Origin of the sequence: Microbacterium sp. SORGH_AS_0421, from assembly GCF_030818635.1 — a bacterium.
Lineage (GTDB): Bacteria > Actinomycetota > Actinomycetes > Actinomycetales > Microbacteriaceae > Microbacterium.
Genome location: NZ_JAUTAO010000001.1, coordinates 1,560,880 through 1,576,814, shown reverse-complemented (window position 1 = coordinate 1,576,814; position 15,935 = coordinate 1,560,880). Strand labels below are relative to the sequence as shown.

At 68.2% G+C, this 15,935-nt stretch carries 15 protein-coding genes and 1 pseudogene; 3 read left to right on the top strand and 13 right to left on the bottom strand.

Annotated elements, in window-relative coordinates; genetic code table 11:
* Nucleotides 1-12 precede the first annotated feature (12 nt).
* Nucleotides 13-1,686, top strand: a pseudogene (locus QE416_RS07455) (amidase); the annotation flags it as partial.
* Nucleotides 1,687-2,061: 375 nt separating this feature from the next.
* Nucleotides 2,062-3,087, top strand: coding sequence for an agmatine/peptidylarginine deiminase (locus QE416_RS07450; protein ID WP_307314904.1), 1,026 nt, complete (start codon nt 2,062-2,064; stop codon nt 3,085-3,087).
* Nucleotides 3,088-3,113: 26 nt separating this feature from the next.
* Here the strand turns inward: QE416_RS07450 and QE416_RS07445 are convergent, their stop codons facing one another.
* The 7 genes from QE416_RS07445 to QE416_RS07415 form a co-directional block, all read right to left on the bottom strand.
* A complete protein-coding gene (locus QE416_RS07445) occupies nt 3,114-3,284 on the bottom strand; it encodes a hypothetical protein (protein ID WP_307314901.1) in 171 nt (56 codons plus the stop codon).
* Nucleotides 3,285-3,310: 26 nt separating this feature from the next.
* Nucleotides 3,311-3,862, bottom strand: coding sequence for a hypothetical protein (locus QE416_RS07440; protein ID WP_307314898.1), 552 nt, complete (start codon nt 3,860-3,862; stop codon nt 3,311-3,313).
* A gap of 188 nt (nt 3,863-4,050) precedes the next feature.
* Nucleotides 4,051-4,233: a hypothetical protein gene (locus QE416_RS07435; RefSeq protein WP_307314897.1), complete on the bottom strand. Its 183-nt coding sequence runs from the start codon at nt 4,231-4,233 to the stop codon at nt 4,051-4,053.
* The gene (locus QE416_RS07430; protein ID WP_307314892.1) at nt 4,196-4,627 is read right to left on the bottom strand and encodes a helix-turn-helix transcriptional regulator; all 432 of its coding nucleotides are present in this window, start codon (nt 4,625-4,627) and stop codon (nt 4,196-4,198) included. Before QE416_RS07430 ends, QE416_RS07435 begins: the two co-directional genes overlap by 38 nt.
* 71 nt (nt 4,628-4,698) lie before the next feature.
* Complete coding sequence (locus QE416_RS07425; protein WP_307314889.1) at nt 4,699-8,241, bottom strand: S8 family serine peptidase; 3,543 nt, start codon at nt 8,239-8,241, stop codon at nt 4,699-4,701.
* A gap of 16 nt (nt 8,242-8,257) precedes the next feature.
* Nucleotides 8,258-9,973 (bottom strand): hypothetical protein, encoded by a 1,716-nt coding sequence (locus QE416_RS07420; protein WP_307314886.1) that lies wholly within the window; start codon nt 9,971-9,973, stop codon nt 8,258-8,260.
* A 282-nt stretch (nt 9,974-10,255) separates the two neighbouring features.
* The gene (locus QE416_RS07415; protein WP_307314884.1) at nt 10,256-10,600 is read right to left on the bottom strand and encodes a hypothetical protein; all 345 of its coding nucleotides are present in this window, start codon (nt 10,598-10,600) and stop codon (nt 10,256-10,258) included.
* Between the two features lie 586 nt (nt 10,601-11,186).
* Here QE416_RS07415 and QE416_RS07410 point away from each other — a divergent pair.
* Nucleotides 11,187-11,561 (top strand): DUF4913 domain-containing protein, encoded by a 375-nt coding sequence (locus tag QE416_RS07410; protein WP_307314881.1) that lies wholly within the window; start codon nt 11,187-11,189, stop codon nt 11,559-11,561.
* Nucleotides 11,562-11,594: 33 nt separating this feature from the next.
* On the opposite strand, the gene QE416_RS16495 is transcribed toward QE416_RS07410, so the two are convergent.
* The 6 genes from QE416_RS16495 to QE416_RS07385 form a co-directional block, all read right to left on the bottom strand.
* The gene (locus QE416_RS16495; protein WP_369357995.1) at nt 11,595-12,194 is read right to left on the bottom strand and encodes a signal peptidase I; all 600 of its coding nucleotides are present in this window, start codon (nt 12,192-12,194) and stop codon (nt 11,595-11,597) included.
* The gene (locus QE416_RS07405; protein ID WP_307314877.1) at nt 12,172-12,729 is read right to left on the bottom strand and encodes a hypothetical protein; all 558 of its coding nucleotides are present in this window, start codon (nt 12,727-12,729) and stop codon (nt 12,172-12,174) included. Before QE416_RS07405 ends, QE416_RS16495 begins: the two co-directional genes overlap by 23 nt.
* A gap of 104 nt (nt 12,730-12,833) precedes the next feature.
* Complete coding sequence (locus tag QE416_RS07400; RefSeq protein ID WP_267789319.1) at nt 12,834-14,102, bottom strand: hypothetical protein; 1,269 nt, start codon at nt 14,100-14,102, stop codon at nt 12,834-12,836.
* Nucleotides 14,099-14,680 carry a hypothetical protein gene (locus QE416_RS07395; RefSeq protein WP_267789318.1) on the bottom strand — a complete coding sequence of 194 codons (582 nt, stop codon included), beginning with the start codon at nt 14,678-14,680 and terminating at the stop codon, nt 14,099-14,101. The genes QE416_RS07400 and QE416_RS07395 overlap by 4 nt, the downstream gene beginning before the upstream one ends.
* A complete protein-coding gene (locus QE416_RS07390; protein WP_307314873.1) occupies nt 14,677-15,276 on the bottom strand; it encodes a hypothetical protein in 600 nt (199 codons plus the stop codon). Before QE416_RS07390 ends, QE416_RS07395 begins: the two co-directional genes overlap by 4 nt.
* Entirely contained in the window at nt 15,273-15,896 is a 624-nt protein-coding gene (locus tag QE416_RS07385; protein WP_307314870.1) for a hypothetical protein, read from the bottom strand. Before QE416_RS07385 ends, QE416_RS07390 begins: the two co-directional genes overlap by 4 nt.
* Nucleotides 15,897-15,935 lie beyond the last annotated feature (39 nt).

The window sequence follows — 15,935 nt, the reverse complement described above, 5'->3', positions numbered from 1 at the left end:
ATGTTTACCGCCATGACCACCGAGGACTTCACCGTCGTCGAAGCCGACGTCGCTCGCCTGCGCGCCGCCCTCGACTCCGGAACCGTCACGAGCGTCGAGCTCGTGGCCCGCTACCTCAACCGCATCGCGGCCTACGACCGGGCCGGCATCCGCCTCAACGCCGTGCCCGTCCTGAACCCGCGCGCGTTCGCGCAAGCCCGCGATGCCGACCAGCGCCGAGCCCGGGGCGAGACACTCGGCCCGCTCGACGGCATCCCGTTCACCGCGAAGGACAGCTACCGCGTCACCGGATTGACCGTGGCCTCGGGGTCGCCCGCCTTCGCCGACCTGGTGGCGGGCGACGACGCCTTCGCGATCGAGCGACTGCGCGCGAGCGGGGCGGTGTTCCTCGGACTGACGAACATGCCCCCGATGGCCGCGGGCGGCATGCAGCGCGGCGTCTACGGCCGCGCCGAGTCGCCCTACAACGCCGATTTTCTGCCGTCGGCGTTCGGGTCGGGCTCTTCCAACGGGTCGGGCACCGCCACTGCGGCCAGCTTCGCCGCCTTCGGCCTCGGCGAAGAGACGTGGTCGTCGGGCCGCGCCCCCGCCTCGCACAACGCGCTCGTCGCGTACACCCCGTCGCGCGGGGTGATCTCGGTGCGGGGGAACTGGCCGCTCGTACCGACCATGGACGTCGTCGTGCCGCACACCCGCTCGATGGACGACCTGCGCGTCGTGCTCGACGCGATCGTGGCCGACGATCCGGTGACCGAGGGAGACCTCTGGCGCTCGCAGCCCTGGATCGCCCTGCCGCGTCCCTCCGAGGTGCGCCCCGCGTCGTTCAGCGAGCTCGAGCCGCTGCCGCTCGCGGGGCTGCGCCTCGCCGTCCCGCGCATCTACATCAACGGCGACCCCGACAACGAGTCACCGATCGTCACACGAGACAGCGTCATGCGACTCTGGGGCGATCTGCGCACCGACCTCGAAGCCGCGGGCGCCGAGGTGGTCGAGACCGACTTCCCGGTGGTCGACCGGTACGAGAAACTGCACCCCGGCGACGAGGACTTCCTCGACCGCGGCTTCGTCACCCGGGAGTTCCTCGACGCCGAGGTGGGAGACCTCGCCGTGTGGGCCATGGACGCCTTCCTCCGCCAGAACGGCGATCCGGGGCTGAATCGTCTCGCCGACGTCGACGCGGCGCGCATCTTCCCCCACCCTGCGGGAGCCCTCCCCGACCGCTACGGCATCTGGCACTACGACATCTCTTACGACATCGGCGACTACGTGGCACGGGCCCGGGAGTGGGAGCCCGACTGGCGCGAGGTGGCGAGCCTCGAAGCGGGCCTGCGCGGCCTCGAGCACACCCGCCGCGTCGACTTCGAGGAGTGGATGCAAGAGGGCGGCTTCGACGCCGTCATCTTCCCCACGCAGTCCGACGTGGGCCCCGCGGACGCCGATGTCGCCCCCGGCTCGGCTGACATCGCATGGCGTAACGGCGTCTGGGTGTCCAACGGCAACCTCGTCCCCCGCCATCTCGGCATCCCGACCGTGACCGTGCCGATGGGCACGATGGACGACACCGGGATGCCGGTCGGCCTGACCATCGCCGGTCCCGCGTACAGCGACTCGCGGCTCATCCGGCTGGGATCGGCCGTCACCGCTCTCGGCGAGCGCCGCACGACGCCCCCGCGCACGCCGGCGCTGCCCGACGAGGCCGTCTTCACCACGACGCGACCGGTCGCCGCGGGAGGCCTGCGGGTCGTCGTCGATGCGGTCGAGACCGAGACGGACGGCGACGAGACCGTGGTGCGCTTCAGCGCCACCGTGACGGGCGGATCGGCTCGCGACACCGCCGCCTACGTCGACGGCGCCCGCGTCGAGGCGAACCTGGACGGAAGCCGCCTCCGCGGCACCGCCCGCGTCTCTGCCGCGGCGCACGCGAGCGCCGCGAGCCCCTGGATCGCCCCCTACGGCCCCCTTGTCGTCGTGGTCGTCCGCGACGAGGACGGCGCCGTCGCCGGCGACCTCGCCACCACCGCCGCCTCCCCGCTCTGACACCGCACCCAGAAGGAACACCACATGTGGCGCATGCCCGCAGAATCCGCCCCGCACGAGCGCACCTGGATGGCGTTTCCCCGCGAAGGCATCACCCTCGGGGAGGGCGCGGAATTCCGTGAGCAGGGCTACCGGGCCTGGACCGACGTCGCGCACGCCGTGCGGCAGTTCGAGCCGGTGACGATGGTCGTCGACCCCACCGAGGTGGCTCGGGCCCGACGCATGCTCTCCGCCGACATCGAGATCGTCGAAGCCCCGCTCGACGAGTTCTGGATGCGCGACGTGGGGCCCACCTTCGTCGTCGACCCCGACCACCCGGGTGTCCTCGGCGCCGTCGACTGGATCTTCAACGGGTGGGGCGCACCCGACTGGGCCGAATGGCAGAAGTCCGCCGTCATCGCCCGCGTCGTCGCCGAGCACGCGGGAGCCGAGCGCATCGACTCTCTCCTCGTCGCCGAGGGCGGCGGGCTCCACGTCGACGGCACGGGCACGGTCCTTCTCACCGAGACCGTGCAGCTCGACCCGCGCCGCAACCCCTTCGCCGACCGTGCCCGCGTCGAGGCCGAGATGGCCCGGACGATCGGCGCGACGGATGCCATCTGGCTCTCGCGTGGCCTGACCCGCGACTACGACGACCTCGGCACCAACGGGCACGTCGACATCGTCGCCACCTTCGCCGCGCCCGACCATGTTCTCCTCCACGAGCAGACGGATGCCTCCCACCCCGACTTCGAGGTGTCACGTCTCGTGCGACGCGAACTCGAGACCGCGTTCGCCGAGCGGGGCCGCAGCGTCACCCTCACCGGCATCCCGGCCCCCTCCGCGCTTCGCGACGACGAGGGGTGGCTCGACTGGAGCTACATCAACCACCTCGTCACCAACGACGGCGTCGTGCTCTGCGGCTTCGGCGACGACGCGTCCGACGCGCGCGCTCGCGAGATCATCGCCGACGCCTATCCGGGCCGGCGGGTGGTCACGGTCGACTCGCGCCCCATCTTCGACCGCGGGGGCGGCATCCACTGCATCACGCAGCAGCAGCCGCGGGTGTGATCCGCCCGAGCGCGCGTGAGCGGTCCTCAGCTGCGCGAAGAGCCACCGCGGCGCGCTCTGCGCAGCGGTGAGAGGGCGATGACCAGCGCGGCGAGCACGAACAGCCCCGCGCCGATCCCGAGCGTCACCGGAAGGCCGAGCGAGGTCATGAGCACGCCCGCCAGCAATGCGCCGACGAAGAAGGCACTGCGGTTCACGGTGCGGGGGCTGCCGATGGGCAGGACTACCGAGCGGCGACATCCCCCTCGGGGATGCGGAACTCGTCCACGGTGCCCCGGTGTCCGCAGCCGCCTCGATCTTGGTGGCACTGAATGGGCTCGTCTCCGCGGAACCCGTCCGGCGGGTCGCCGATGCGGCCGGGCGCGTGGTCGGTGATCGACCGCGCGGATCCGGAGATGTCGAGGTCGCCGTCGAGCACCACGCTGACGGTGATCTGGACCGCGAACGCCCTCTCGTTCGAGCAACGCGGGCAGCGGACGCCGGCGAGGCGCTCCGTGCTCTCTCCCGCGGCGCTCTCCGCCTCGGCTGCGGCGATGGCGTCGGATTCGCCCTCGGGCTTTCGATACACCGTGAGCTCGTCCGCGCAGTCGTAGGTGAATCGGGTGATCTGCCCCGAGGGATGCCGCTCGGAGATGCGGCGCGTCCACGGGCTCTCGGCATCGATCCCGACGACCTCGGAATCGGTACCGGCCACCACATCCCCCGTTCGGAGGTCGAACACCGGAAGAGTCACGACGGGGTAGGTGCGGTACTCGTGGGCGGCGGGGACGGTCATGCTGCAGCTCCGATCGGAACGGGGGCGTGGACGTCGCGGGTCAGCGGCTTCGCGCACCATCGGGGTGGCCGGAAGGGTCCACCCCGACTATCGGGTCATCGGCACGACTGCGTAACGAGCCGTCGGCGACCTGAGCCGGTGGGGCGCGCGGGGCACAGCGGTTGCATTCGGCTGCTCCACGCGCGCCGCTAGTCCTCGGGGTCCACCCGCTCCGGGACCACCGACCACATGTATCGCGCGCGCCGCAGATCGCCTTCCTCGGAGCGATCGGCGCTCAACGCCTCGAACTCGTCGAACACCTCCTGAACGCGCTCCTGCAGAAGGCCGACTTCGTCAGGACTCAGGAGGAGCTGACCGGTCGCCATCACCATGTAGACGATGTCGGCGTCCGGTGCGCGGACCGACCGAGCCGCCCAGCAGCTCCTCCATCCGCTGCCGCACCGGCATCAGACGGGAGTCGATCAGCACCATCCGCTGCACCGCGTCGGACTCGACACTGGCCACGAGCGAGTAGCTCGGAGCAGCGGGCACCCACGGCCGCTCGCGCGCATCCGTCGACTCACCGCGGCGGATGAGGCCCGTCGACTCCACCGCGCGGAGGTGATAGCTCATCGCGCTGGGCGTCAGACCCACGAGGTCAGCGAGTTCGGTGGCGGTGGCCGGCCCCTGTCGACGGTAGAGCTCGTCGACCGCCACCAGGCGAAGCGGGTTGGCCATGGCCCGCACCGCGCGAGGGTCGGAGATGATGAGGGTCTGACCGGCCATGAGACCACAGTCTGCCGCCTCGGCGAGCGCCGCGCACCCCGAGGGGGGCGCGACGCTCGCGACAGAGAGGCTCACTCTGGGCGACGGCGGCGCCGGACCAGGACCGCGCCTGTCCCGACCGCGGCGGCAGCGACGGCGGCGAGCAGCGCGAGCGCTGAACCGTCCAGACCCGTGGATGCCAGGCCCGGGCGCGACGTGCTCTGACCGGAGGCGTGGGTCGCCCCGTCCGTCGGCGACGGTGCAGAAGGAATCGGCGCTGACGCAGACGGCTCCGGCGTCGGGGCGCCCGCCGCGGTGGGCGTCACGATCTCGGCGCGCGCGTCACCGTCACCGAGCAGGTGCAGCACGAGCACCCGGGGCAGCGTGTCGCCCGTCCGGCTGACCGTGAGCGAGCCGGGCTCATCGGCGAACAGCGCGGTCCCGGTGTCGCCGAACGCCATCTCCGGCGCGTAGGCGTCGATCGTGGCCGCCGACGTCTGGTCGACGAGCGCGCTGCGGTATCCGCCGTCGAACGCCGGGTTGTAGAACGAGCGCGTCTGCGCCAGGTACCGGATGGTCGTCTGCGTCGTTCCCGCCGTGTAGCCGAGAGCTTTCAACGATGTCGACATCGTCACCACGCTGTTGTCGTAGACGTTGGTGCCCTGGTCCCCGAACAGGCCGTTCACCGGACGCTCCTCGACCACATTGCCCGTGACGGCATCCACGGTCATGGCGACGGGCATGTCGCCGTCGGCGCCGGGCTGCACCTGCACGACGAAGTCGGCCCGCGTATCGCCATTCAAGTCGAGCTGCACCATGGGCCACGTGAGGGGAGACAAGCGCGCCCACTCCCCGTCCATCTGCACGCCGAAGGTGAGGACGCCTTGCGTCGGATCAGCCAGCAAAGGAGCCGTCGACGACGCGCCCACCGCGAGGATGTCGGCGCTCTCGAGGGTGCGCTGTGCCGAGGTCGCGGGGAAGGTGTCGTCGGGGTCGGTCGCACCGAGGATCAGGGGCACCATGACCGACCGGTAGCGCTCGGTCCCCTGCCCCTGGTCGAGCCCGCGTCCGGTGATCGCGAGTGTGCCCGCCGATCCGTCGAAGGTCACACCCGCGGTCCGGGTCTCGGAGTACGGACGCGGTGCCGCGTACACCGAGAGACGCACGGGGAAGGTGCCCCTCGGACCGGTGGCCTCGACGACGCCGGACGCATCGGCGAGGTACTGCCGCGGGGCGCCGCCCGTCTGAGCGGACATGGTGGGATCGAGGGTGCGGCGAAGGGCGCCGGGGTCGGCGATCCGCAGCGTCAGCGTCACGGCGACGCTCCCGCCCGCGGGGACCGTCACGGTCGAGGGACTCACGTCGTACGCGACGCCCGGCGTCTCGGTGCGCGGGGAGTAGCGCAGGTCGAGGGTCGTGGCATCCGTCCCATCGTTGCCGACGCTGACCGTGCGGGTGAGGACGACCGGCTCGGTTCCGACGTCGACCACGCCGAACGAGGCGCTGAGCAGCTCTCCGTTCTCTTCCGATCGGAGGCTCACACCGCTCTCGACGGCCGCGAGCGCATCGACGCGACCCGTGCCCACGCGCGCGGGTCCGTACGCGCGCGGGTCGGCGCCCGCCGTGACGATGTCGTGGGCGGCGGTGTTCATCACCTGCTGCTTGACGCGCTCGGCCGACCAATCGGGGTGCTCTTGGACGACGAGCGCCGCCACACCGGCCGTGTGCGGTGAGGCCATCGACGTGCCGCTCATCACCTCGCGGCCGGACCCCGTGCCGTTGCCTGCGGACACGATCGAGACGCCCGGCGCCGAGACGTCCGGCTTGAGGACGTCGTCGATGGATCCGTGGGTTCCCCGGGAGGTGAAGGATGCCGCGGTGTCCACGCGGGACGAGTCGAACACCTCGACCGTGCGACGCAGGTCGGAACGCAGCTCGATGGTCAGGCGGTCCTGTTCCATCGCCGGTCGCAGCGCGTCGGTGTCGGAACGGGTGAGCTGGGCACCGGGGATGTCGGTGTTCCCGGCGATTCCGTTCTCGAACGAGTCGGCCTGACTGGTGAGCACGACGCCCACTGCTCCGGCATCCGTGGCGTTGGTGAAGCGCACGGCGGACCCGCAGGCCACGTCGGCGTCATCCCACTCGAGCCAGACGATCTGACCCGCCACCCGCTGCCGATCGACGGCGCTGAAGGCACGGCATCCGTCGGCGTTATCGGGGTCGGTCAGTGCGGTGACGTGCGCCGTCACGTCGAAGGCCCACGAGTACTGCTGCGCGTATTGCACGCGGATCTGTTGCGCGGGATTCTGGGCCGGGTCTCCGATGACGGCACGCGCGGCGTCGGCGAGGCCGTACCCGCTTGCGGAGGCGGCGACGGTGAGCGCGCCCATCGCGGTGCCGGGGCTGCCGCCGACATCGACGACGTCGCCCGAGTTCCCTGCCGCGACGACGGGGAGCACGCCCGCATCGACCAGCACCTCCAGCTTGGCGTTGTCGGGATCGTCGATCGCGCCGTAGTTCGTGCCCAGCGAGAGGTTGACGACGTCGATCTCGGTTCCGGATGCCACCTTCTCCGCGATCCACTCCAGAGCCGCCCCGGTGAGAGACGTGCTTCCTCCGCCGTCGCCGAAGACCTTCAGGGCGATGAGACCCGCCTCCGGCGCCGATCCCGGGCCGATGGAGAACGACGAGCGCACGCTCTCGGACGACAGCGAGGAGTAGTCACCCTGAAAGGTTCGGGAGTCGCGGTCGACGCCGAAGCCGACGGCGGTTCCCGCCACATGCGTGCCGTGGTTGCCGCCGGGGCCGTCGATCGGGTTCGCGTCGGGCACGGGAACCGGGTCGTAGCCGGGGGTACCGGTAGCGCCGTTGTAGCTCGCGCCGGCGAAGTCCCACCCGCCGAGATACTTGTTCGCGTCGTACCACTCCGGTCTCGGGGCGTCGGTAGAGGCGAGGGCCCGCGCGTAGACGTCGGTGGTCCCCGGACCGCCGAAATCGGCGTGCGTGTAGTCCACGCCGGTATCGACGACCGCGACGGTCACGCCCTTTCCGGTGCGCCCCGTCTGCTGCCAGGCGTCGACGGCGCGGGTGAGGGCGTCGGACGCCGCGTTGGCCGGATCGGTGCCGACCGCGGGGAACTCGATGGACTGCGGGACGATGCGGGAGATCTTCTCGACGTCGGGCCGCTCCGCGAGCTGACGCAGGGTGTCGACCTCGGCGCTCACCGCGACGCCCGGCACCGAGTACGTCGAGGTGTAGAGCACGGTGGCATCCGGATCGATGTCGGCCAGATCGCTCGCGACCTCGTCGGTGACCGCGGCGTTGCGCTCCGCGGTGTCGTCGGCGGCGACCCGCGCGGACGTCTCGGAGCCGCCCGCCTCCTCGGTCTTCGTGCGCGCTTCGAGGGCACTGTCGCCCCGCGTCTGCACGAAGACGTCGACGGGTCCGTCGGCCGACAGGATCGAGTCGGGGAGGGCGACCGTGCTGCCGGGGCTGGCCGGGGCGAGAGCGATCTCGTCGAGACCGGCCGGCGCGGCACTGACTGGGGCCGCGGCGCCGAACGAGAGAGTCGTCGCGAGGATGCCGACTCCGGCGAGGGCACAAGCGCGCGAGCGCGCTGAACGTGGAGGGATCATCGTGTTCTTCCTGAACTCAGAGGGCGGGGACGCCGGGGACGGGGAGCGCCGGCGAGAGCATGTCGTCGTCGAAGGGGCCGGGCGCGGGGGTCGCCGTCGGTGACGGCGTCGGTGACGGGGCCGAGGGCGTCTCGGGGCGAGGCTGCGGCAGCGCGGGCGCCTCGGTGACCGGCGCGAGACGCGTCTCGGACGCTGCCGGGGGCGGGGTCGTGGCCATCGGGGCCGGCGTCGTCGTCTCGGACGCAGCCGCTGATGCGGTCACCTGCAGAGGAAGCAGCAGGTTGTACCCGATGACTCCCCCACCGGCCTCCACCCACACCGTGTACCCACCGGGAGCGATGACCTCGAGGGTCACGAGACGGAGAGACAAGCGCCCATCGTCGCCGACCGTGGCGTACGCGTCGGCCCCGGCGGTGAGCGGCTGTCGATTCCACCCGGCATCCCGCAACGAGACCCGGAACGAGGTACCGGGTGCGATGCGGCTCCCGGAGACGACGACGCCCTCGGCGGCGAGCGCGTCGGCCGCGACCGTCGCCGGTGCCAGCGCGATGTCGGAACCGGGGAGCGTAGGGCTCCCCGTGACGCGGAAACGGCCGACCGCGTAGTCACCGGTGGTCGTCGATCGCGCCGTGAGGGTGTACTCCCCCTCCGGAACGGACTTCGGGCTCGTGATCGCGTTGTCTTGGTGTCCTTCTCCGTTCGTACGAGATACGCCCAGCGGAGCGTTGTAGCCGCGCGAGGTCGTCAGCATCAGTTCGTACGTGTCGAATGGGAGGAATCCGTCCACCGCGAACCGCAGGCCCGGGTCGACCGAGAAGTCCGCGACCGAGATCTCGCCGACGGCGGGGGTCAGCGTCTTGTCTCGAACGCGCTCAGCACCCGCGGTCACCGTGAACGACCCCCCGCCTGCAAGCGCTCCGTCGAAAGACTGGAAGCTCAGCAGCCACGTGCCCACTTGAGCGTTCACGCTGGCCATCTGCAGTTCGTAAGAGAACTCGCCGTTCTCGTCGGAGTGCAGACCTTCGTCCTCACCGACGGCGATCATGCTGGTGTCGGGCATGCCGAGGTTGAAGAACACCTTCGTCATCGGGGGGAACCCGCTGGCGTGGATGACGACCGGACTGTCGAGGAAGGCGTCCTGGCTGATGGTCGACGGGTCGCTCGAGACGCTCAGACTCGGGTGGGCATTCGCCGTCACGCGCAACAGCGCCGAACCCGCCTCCCCCGTCGACGACGCCACGGTGATCTGAGCGAGACCGGCCTCGGGGTGCGTGTTCTCGGGGTCGACGTCGAGCGTCCGCACGCGCGTGACGATGGTGCCCTCGGCGTCGGCCGTGAGCGGCGCCCAGTGCTTGGCGTCGCCCGACGCGAACGTGATCCCCACGCGCACGGTGGAGCCGGGCGTCAGCCCGTGCGCGGTGACCTCGACACCGTACGCCCACAACCAGTACTGCTCGGTCTCGTCCTGATCGAGCGACACGGGGATGTCGGACACACCGTCGGGCGCGGCCGCGATGACGCGAGCGCCATCGATCGCGACATCTCCATCCCGCTCGGCGAGGGTGAACGACTCGGACCGGTCGAGATCCCACAGCGACGCGCTCACCGCGGACGCATCGGGACGAGCGTCGGCAGACGGCGGGTTCTGTGCGGCGGTGACCGTGCCGGCGACGCTGCCGACCAGTGCCACAGCGACGAGCGCGGCGGCGGCGGCGATCCAAGTTTTCTTCATGAGGGCCTCACGTGAGGGGACGGAATGCCCTTAGTGAAGCACGATGTGAAGGATTTTTTCAGATATTTTTTTCCTCGCGGCGCATTGTTTACACGCCCGACATAAGTGGGAATGACCTGACGTGACCCCCCGGCGACGGAGAGACCGAATCGCGGCCCATCTTGGTACGCCGTCTCCTCGAGCCGGTTGCCGCAGTGTCACCGCGCATAGTCGACCGAATAAAAAGAAGGCCCCGAATCCCGCATTTCTGCGGGAGTCGGGGCCTGCCCTGAGGTTCGAGAATCAGGAGGACGGCGCCAGTTGAGCGTCGGTCCGTTGCTGCAGGTATGCGCACAGCTGACCGGCCGCTCCGACTTCGGCGCCGAGGGCGATGAGGTCGAGCGATGTGCCGGTGAGATCGTTGGGCCGCTCGGTGAGGGTGGCCGCCCACCGCATGCTCTCGTCGAGCTGCAGGTACACGGCGGCGGGCGCGTGCCGCAGATGGACGAGGACGATGAAGGCGTCGGCGTTCTCCTCGTCGTCCTGGGGCAGGACGAGCGGATCACCGAGCGCGGGGACACCCGTCGCCACGAAGCGCGCGACCCACTCGGCGACAGTCGTCTGCGAGGGGCGCTGCGGGGCGGTCATACTCTGTCCGAATCGAGAAGGAGCCCCTGGAGCCCGACGGCCGCGTGCACCATCTGCGCCTCGATACGAAGGTGCGAGAGCATCCGACCTTCGATCCCGGAGAGGTGTCGCTTCTGGTAGACGACTCGGCCCATTTGCTCTCCTGGCGGGGTGGTTTTCGAAGGGTGGCGTGGCGCCGCTCCCCCGGCGGACAGGCTGCGCACCGCCTCTCGAGGATACCGCGACACCGGTGGCCGACGGCGGGCCATGAGGCACGTCTCGGCGCGCCCGGAGGCGCCGGTTCGGCCCCTTGCATCCCGTGGATGACGAGGTCAACGTGTCGACGCACCGCGGCACTGACACGGTCCACACCCGCGCGCCGGTGCTTCCTGCAAAGCGGGCGCGGCCATTGCTCCGTGGACCGGCAGCGCGAGCCCCTTCACACACGGACGCGTGCGCTTCTCGTCCGAGTGCCGTGGAGCTCTCAGCGCTCGGCGTCCTCCGAGCATGGGAGGTCGGGGCCGCCCGGGCTGACGGGACGAGTAGGGCGGCCGCGGATGTCAGATCGAGGAACGCAGCAGTACCGAACGCGGTAAAAGGCGACAGCGTGATCCAAGCGCCGCGCGACTTGATGGCCGTGTTCAGGTATCTCACGAGAACAAGCCCCGTAAAAAGAACCACCGCCGCGTCCGTGCCGGCGAACAGCAGCCTCGGCAAGCGCACCGTGTGGTGTGTCGAGTGGCGCGAGCATCCTGACGCCGTGACCCGCCTCGCGGCGATCGCGGACGTCTGGGGGGAAATGACCGGCGCCGAGAACGCCGACTTGCACACGTTCCTGCGCGACGTGCTCGACCACCACATGCCGCGGCTGGTCGACCCCGAGAGTGGAGCGTTCGCCATGTGCAGCCACGGCCACCAGACCCCCGAGCCGATCACGACCGTGAAACGCGGTCAGGGCGCCCCGTCTACCGCTCCGCGGTAGGTGCCTGATCTCGGTCGACGCTCATCGTGACGCTCACGGCCTCCTTGTCGGCGCTGTCCGCAGAGTGCCGAGGCGTCCCGGATCTAGGAAAAAGATAGAGACCATCACTACGACCATTCCGGCGCCAGCCAGAAGGCCCTGCGGCGACTGAAGGAAGAGGGTGATGTAACCAAGCCCTGGCACGTGAGCGACGTATAGTCCGGCTGTCGTAACCGTGTACGGCTCGGGGTCGGGCTGAGCGTTCGCGTCACCTTTGAGTTCGAGTGTTGTACCGCCTGCTGCGGATTGAATGTTTACAACCCGGTGCGTTACCAGGCCCAGGTTCCGGGGTCGCTCTACCGTGACGATGTCCCCTACGGAGACGTCGCTTGCGGGCACGGGCCTGACGAACACGGCGGACCCAACGGAGAGCTCCGGTTCCATCGACCCGGATATAACGACGACGGGTCGAATACCCAAGATGAGCGCAACCGCGAACGCGACGATGCAACCGGCGCCGAGAACAGCCGCCGCGGTAAGAAACCCGGACCGCAACAACGCATATGCCCTGAGCCATTTATCGGCCGACGAAGCTCTCCTGCTCCGCCTGGTCTCGACCTTGGCCTCGGAGCTAGGGCTTGACCGATGCTGCATTGAACTTCACCGCCAAGGCTGATTGGCCACCATTGAGCGCCTCAGTTCCAGGTCCGTCGACGTAGGTGATTGTAAGGGTGAGGTCGCGAGCCGATTCTGGCTGGGCGGCGACGTAGTTGTCGCCTTCGGCGAGGGGAGCTTGTTGCCGTGCAGAAAGAACCCCGACTTGGCCTCGCGCATCTGCCCATGAAACATTTTCGAAGACGACGTCTCCGTCCACAGCTGCGGTGAACCGAAGGTGCGAGGTTATATTGGGAATGCTTGGCGAGACAGAGCCGTCCGTGTTGCGGAGGACGACCTGAAAAGTGGTGTCTGCCCCCAGCGATTCGGTGTTATTGAACACGGGGATGGTCGTTGTCACGGACCGGCCGGGAACGAGCGTTTCCGCCTCGGGCACGACCCAGTCGTAGCCTGACGCGTTGTCGGCCTGCTCCACTCTCCCCGAGGGCAGAACCACGCCGATGTCGAAACGTCCCTGATAGCCAATCCCGGCGGCGCCGAGGTTCAGGCTGGCGAAGTCGTTGTAGGAGGCCATTGTCACGCCTGCCGCTGTGACTCCCAGTCCAAGCGTGAGGGCACCAGCGGCGACGAGTACGCCAGGACCGTAGCGCCGAGGGGGCGAAAACTGTTTCATGAATCTCATCTCGATGCGAACGACAGGTCCCAGCTGATCTGTCGATTGGCTGTTTGGGTTCCAACGGGCAGGCCGATAGCCCCCTGAGGGTTGTACCCGCGCCCCCAATAGGTTCCGTTCTGGCGTTGCCACAGGTAGTACCCCTGACCTGCGGCGAATTGTGAGACGTTGGTGTCCACGACAACAGGGAGGACGGGTAGTTGTCCGTAATCGTCACTGGCGCCGTATCCCCATAGGGTCCCGTCCGGAGTGACGAAAGTTGCGCCGGTATAGCCGAACTGCATGGACGAAATGTTCGACAAGCTCGGGATTATTGCGGGGCTGGTCGGCAGGCCGCGTCCAGTTCGCGAGGCGTTACTGCCCCAGCTGAGCACATTCCCGTTTGACAAGGTCGCTGCTCCCATCCCGATGCCACCGTCGACCGCCGTGATGTACGAGGCGCCGGATGCGACGTTCTTCTTCATCCACGGGGACAGCGCGGTAACGAGGGCGGCGTTCGTGGACTGAGCTGTGCCGGGGGGGAGGCTGTTGGAGCCAGCGCCACCCCAGTAGTACACATCGCCGTTCTCGAGGATGGTGAAAAAGTTCGTGTACGCACCTTTGAGGTAGACCGGCCGGTTTCCGGCTACCGAAGGGTCCGGAAGGCCGGCGACTTTAGATGCGCCGGGGCCTGAGTTCCCCCCGTACCCGACAGGTTCACCCCAATTCCAGATGGATCCGTCTGCGCGAATGCCGGCGCCAGCGTTTTCTGTGGAAGAGATTGACAAGATCTGATCGAGCACTGGACCGGTCCCCGTCCATGCGGTGCCGATACGTATTTGGCGGGGGTTGTCGTTTGGTTTTGATGCGTCGGTGCCATCCCGCTGTGGATAAAGGCCCCAACCGTAAACCGTGCCATCTGCAGCGAGAGCGTTCGCGTTGTAAATACCAGAGGCGATCTGCTTGATCTGGCCGCCGGGCAGCGGAACCTGTTGAGGAGCGCGCTGACCTCCGGGGTTCCCCGCTCCACCGTTGATGGCCAGGCCTGTGAGCCCCCACACGTATACGTTTCCGTTGTTGCCGAGCGCGATTCCGGTGTCGACCATACGTGAGTTTCGGGCGAGGCCTGGCTGGAATGGTGCGACGGCCTGGACCGACAACGAGTCGGTGCGGGCGTAGGTGGAGTCCACATATGCGGAGGTCGTGACGCCGACGCTGGCAACGATGGCTGCGGCTCCCAGTACGCCTACTGTCGCCACCGTGAGACGTGTTTTCATTCGCAGAGAAGAGGTCATTGGTTTCTCTTTCTGCGGGCAATCAGAATGATTGCACCGCAAAGCACCAGGGGGACTCCAAGGAGGAGAAGGAGGCCAGTAGTGAGGTTGCTGCCGGTGATCGCAAGCTGTGAGGGCGCGGCGGTGGTACTTTCCGCGTGGAAGGTGAGTATGAGGTTGCCGCTCGCGTTCTGGTAGCGATTGTCTGCGGATGCCGGCAGAGTCACCGAGCCTTCGAGCGCGTAATTGCTCCTCCCCGCGAGGTTTGGGAGAGTGATGCTGGAACCGAGCACGTTGGCGACGGGCCCGGAGAACACCACCGTTCCGTTGCGGGGGTCTTTCAGGTCTAGTTGCAGTGGCGTTGGGCCGTCGAATAGTTGTGCCGATTCTCCTGTGACAGACAGGGTGAGCGGCACGGTTTGGTCGGTCACGCTTCTGACTGACATTTCCCATGCCCGGGATTGTCCGGGGCCGGGTGCGTCGAGGGCGATCACGCTGGGATCCGCTTCGATCAGCCGCCCTGCGGCGGCCGCGGCGCCGACTGGCGTGAGAACCATGATGAGGGCGAGTGCGAATGCGGCTGCTTTCGGGAATCTCATCGGCTTGTTCCCTTCGCGCTAGCGCCGATTTGCGTGGTCTTCCCCAGGGAAGCCACGCCTGTTCCGGGAGCGATGAGGATGTCGTACCTGACGTCGACGCCGTCACCAGGAGCGACGTTTGGGGCGGTGACGGCAGCAGCATTTAGTTGGTCCGCCGTGGCTCCGGTAACGGCGGGAGTGCTCGATCCGTTGATGTACATGGTGAACCGCAGGTTGTGGAACAGATCGCCTTCCCCGGTGTCGTCGGGGTCGAACACCTGAAGGAGAAGGTCACCGGGGACACCGGGATTGCGGTTCTCAAAGCGCACGTCGAGACGTACGGGCGAGCTTTCGGAAAGTGCGGTTCCGGTGGTGAGGGGCAGGACTACGGCCGCGGTTGGAGTAGCGGCGTCTTGCAGGGTTCCTGAGGCATCTTTGACGGCAATGTCGAAGCGGTTGGGGTTTCCGACACCGGAACCGGGTGTCCCCGTTCCGAAGTTCAGGGTTGCGTGGTCGGTGAAGGCCGCGGATGTGGCGGCGACGCCGAGTGCGCAAAGGATTCCGAGACTGAGGATCACTCGACGCCGGCCGCTCCGGGTGGTGGGGATTCTGGTCATGGTGTCACCCCGGAGAAGTTGAATTGAACGTCCGTGGAGGCCATTTGCCACCGGTTGTCTGCATCGGGTGACATTTCGATACGGACGTCGAGCACGCGGATGCCTCCTGCTGGAAGGGCTGCGTTCCACGCGAAAGGAGAAAGCTGGGTTGCGGGGACGTGGTCAAAGATGACCGTGTCCCCGTCCTTGACTGTGAAAATGAGTTGCTCGAACAGCTCCTGGAAGTTGCCCGTCTGAGGGTCAGTGACGTCGCCGCGAGCCTGAGGATCGAGGATGCTGAGTTCGATGAGGCCTGCGAGCCGTGGCGAGTTGTTCCTCACCGCGATCCGCCCAGAGATGCTTGACCCCGGGGACATCACGTTGGTTTGGCCGGGCCCGATAAGCAGACGGTAGGCGTCGGGGTTTCCCTGCTGCCAGGAGTCTGCCGTGGGCTCCCACGTCGAGGCCTCACTTGAGTAGTTTCCTGCCACGTCGAGGTCGAAACGGTTCTGAGAGCTGTCCATCTGCACCAGAACGGTTGCGCTGTCGCTGAGGGCCGCGGCCGTGACCGTGAGGCCTGCCATGCCCAGTGCTCCGAGGCTTAGAACTAGCCTCATTTGGCCTGTCATACGTGTCTTCATTTGCGCCTTCTGAGCCGTTGAGAGGAGGGGTCGCCCGGG

Bases quoted from the DNA above. Each gene is read 5' to 3' on its own strand.
- QE416_RS07450 (WP_307314904.1), top strand. From the start codon at position 2,062: ATGTGGCGCATGCCCGCAGAATCCGCCCCGCACGAGCGCACCTGGATG.
- QE416_RS07440 (WP_307314898.1), bottom strand. From the start codon at position 3,862: ATGACCGTCCCCGCCGCCCACGAGTACCGCACCTACCCCGTCGTGACT.
- QE416_RS07435 (WP_307314897.1), bottom strand. From the start codon at position 4,233: ATGGTGATGGCGACCGGTCAGCTCCTCCTGAGTCCTGACGAAGTCGGC.
- QE416_RS07430 (WP_307314892.1), bottom strand. From the start codon at position 4,627: ATGGCCGGTCAGACCCTCATCATCTCCGACCCTCGCGCGGTGCGGGCC.
- QE416_RS07425 (WP_307314889.1), bottom strand. From the start codon at position 8,241: ATGATCCCTCCACGTTCAGCGCGCTCGCGCGCTTGTGCCCTCGCCGGA.
- QE416_RS07420 (WP_307314886.1), bottom strand. From the start codon at position 9,973: ATGAAGAAAACTTGGATCGCCGCCGCCGCCGCGCTCGTCGCTGTGGCA.
- QE416_RS07415 (WP_307314884.1), bottom strand. From the start codon at position 10,600: ATGACCGCCCCGCAGCGCCCCTCGCAGACGACTGTCGCCGAGTGGGTC.
- QE416_RS16495 (WP_369357995.1), bottom strand. From the start codon at position 12,194: ATGCAGCATCGGTCAAGCCCTAGCTCCGAGGCCAAGGTCGAGACCAGG.
- QE416_RS07405 (WP_307314877.1), bottom strand. From the start codon at position 12,729: ATGGCCTCCTACAACGACTTCGCCAGCCTGAACCTCGGCGCCGCCGGG.
- QE416_RS07400 (WP_267789319.1), bottom strand. From the start codon at position 14,102: ATGACCTCTTCTCTGCGAATGAAAACACGTCTCACGGTGGCGACAGTA.
- QE416_RS07395 (WP_267789318.1), bottom strand. From the start codon at position 14,680: ATGAGATTCCCGAAAGCAGCCGCATTCGCACTCGCCCTCATCATGGTT.
- QE416_RS07390 (WP_307314873.1), bottom strand. From the start codon at position 15,276: ATGACCAGAATCCCCACCACCCGGAGCGGCCGGCGTCGAGTGATCCTC.
- QE416_RS07385 (WP_307314870.1), bottom strand. From the start codon at position 15,896: ATGAAGACACGTATGACAGGCCAAATGAGGCTAGTTCTAAGCCTCGGA.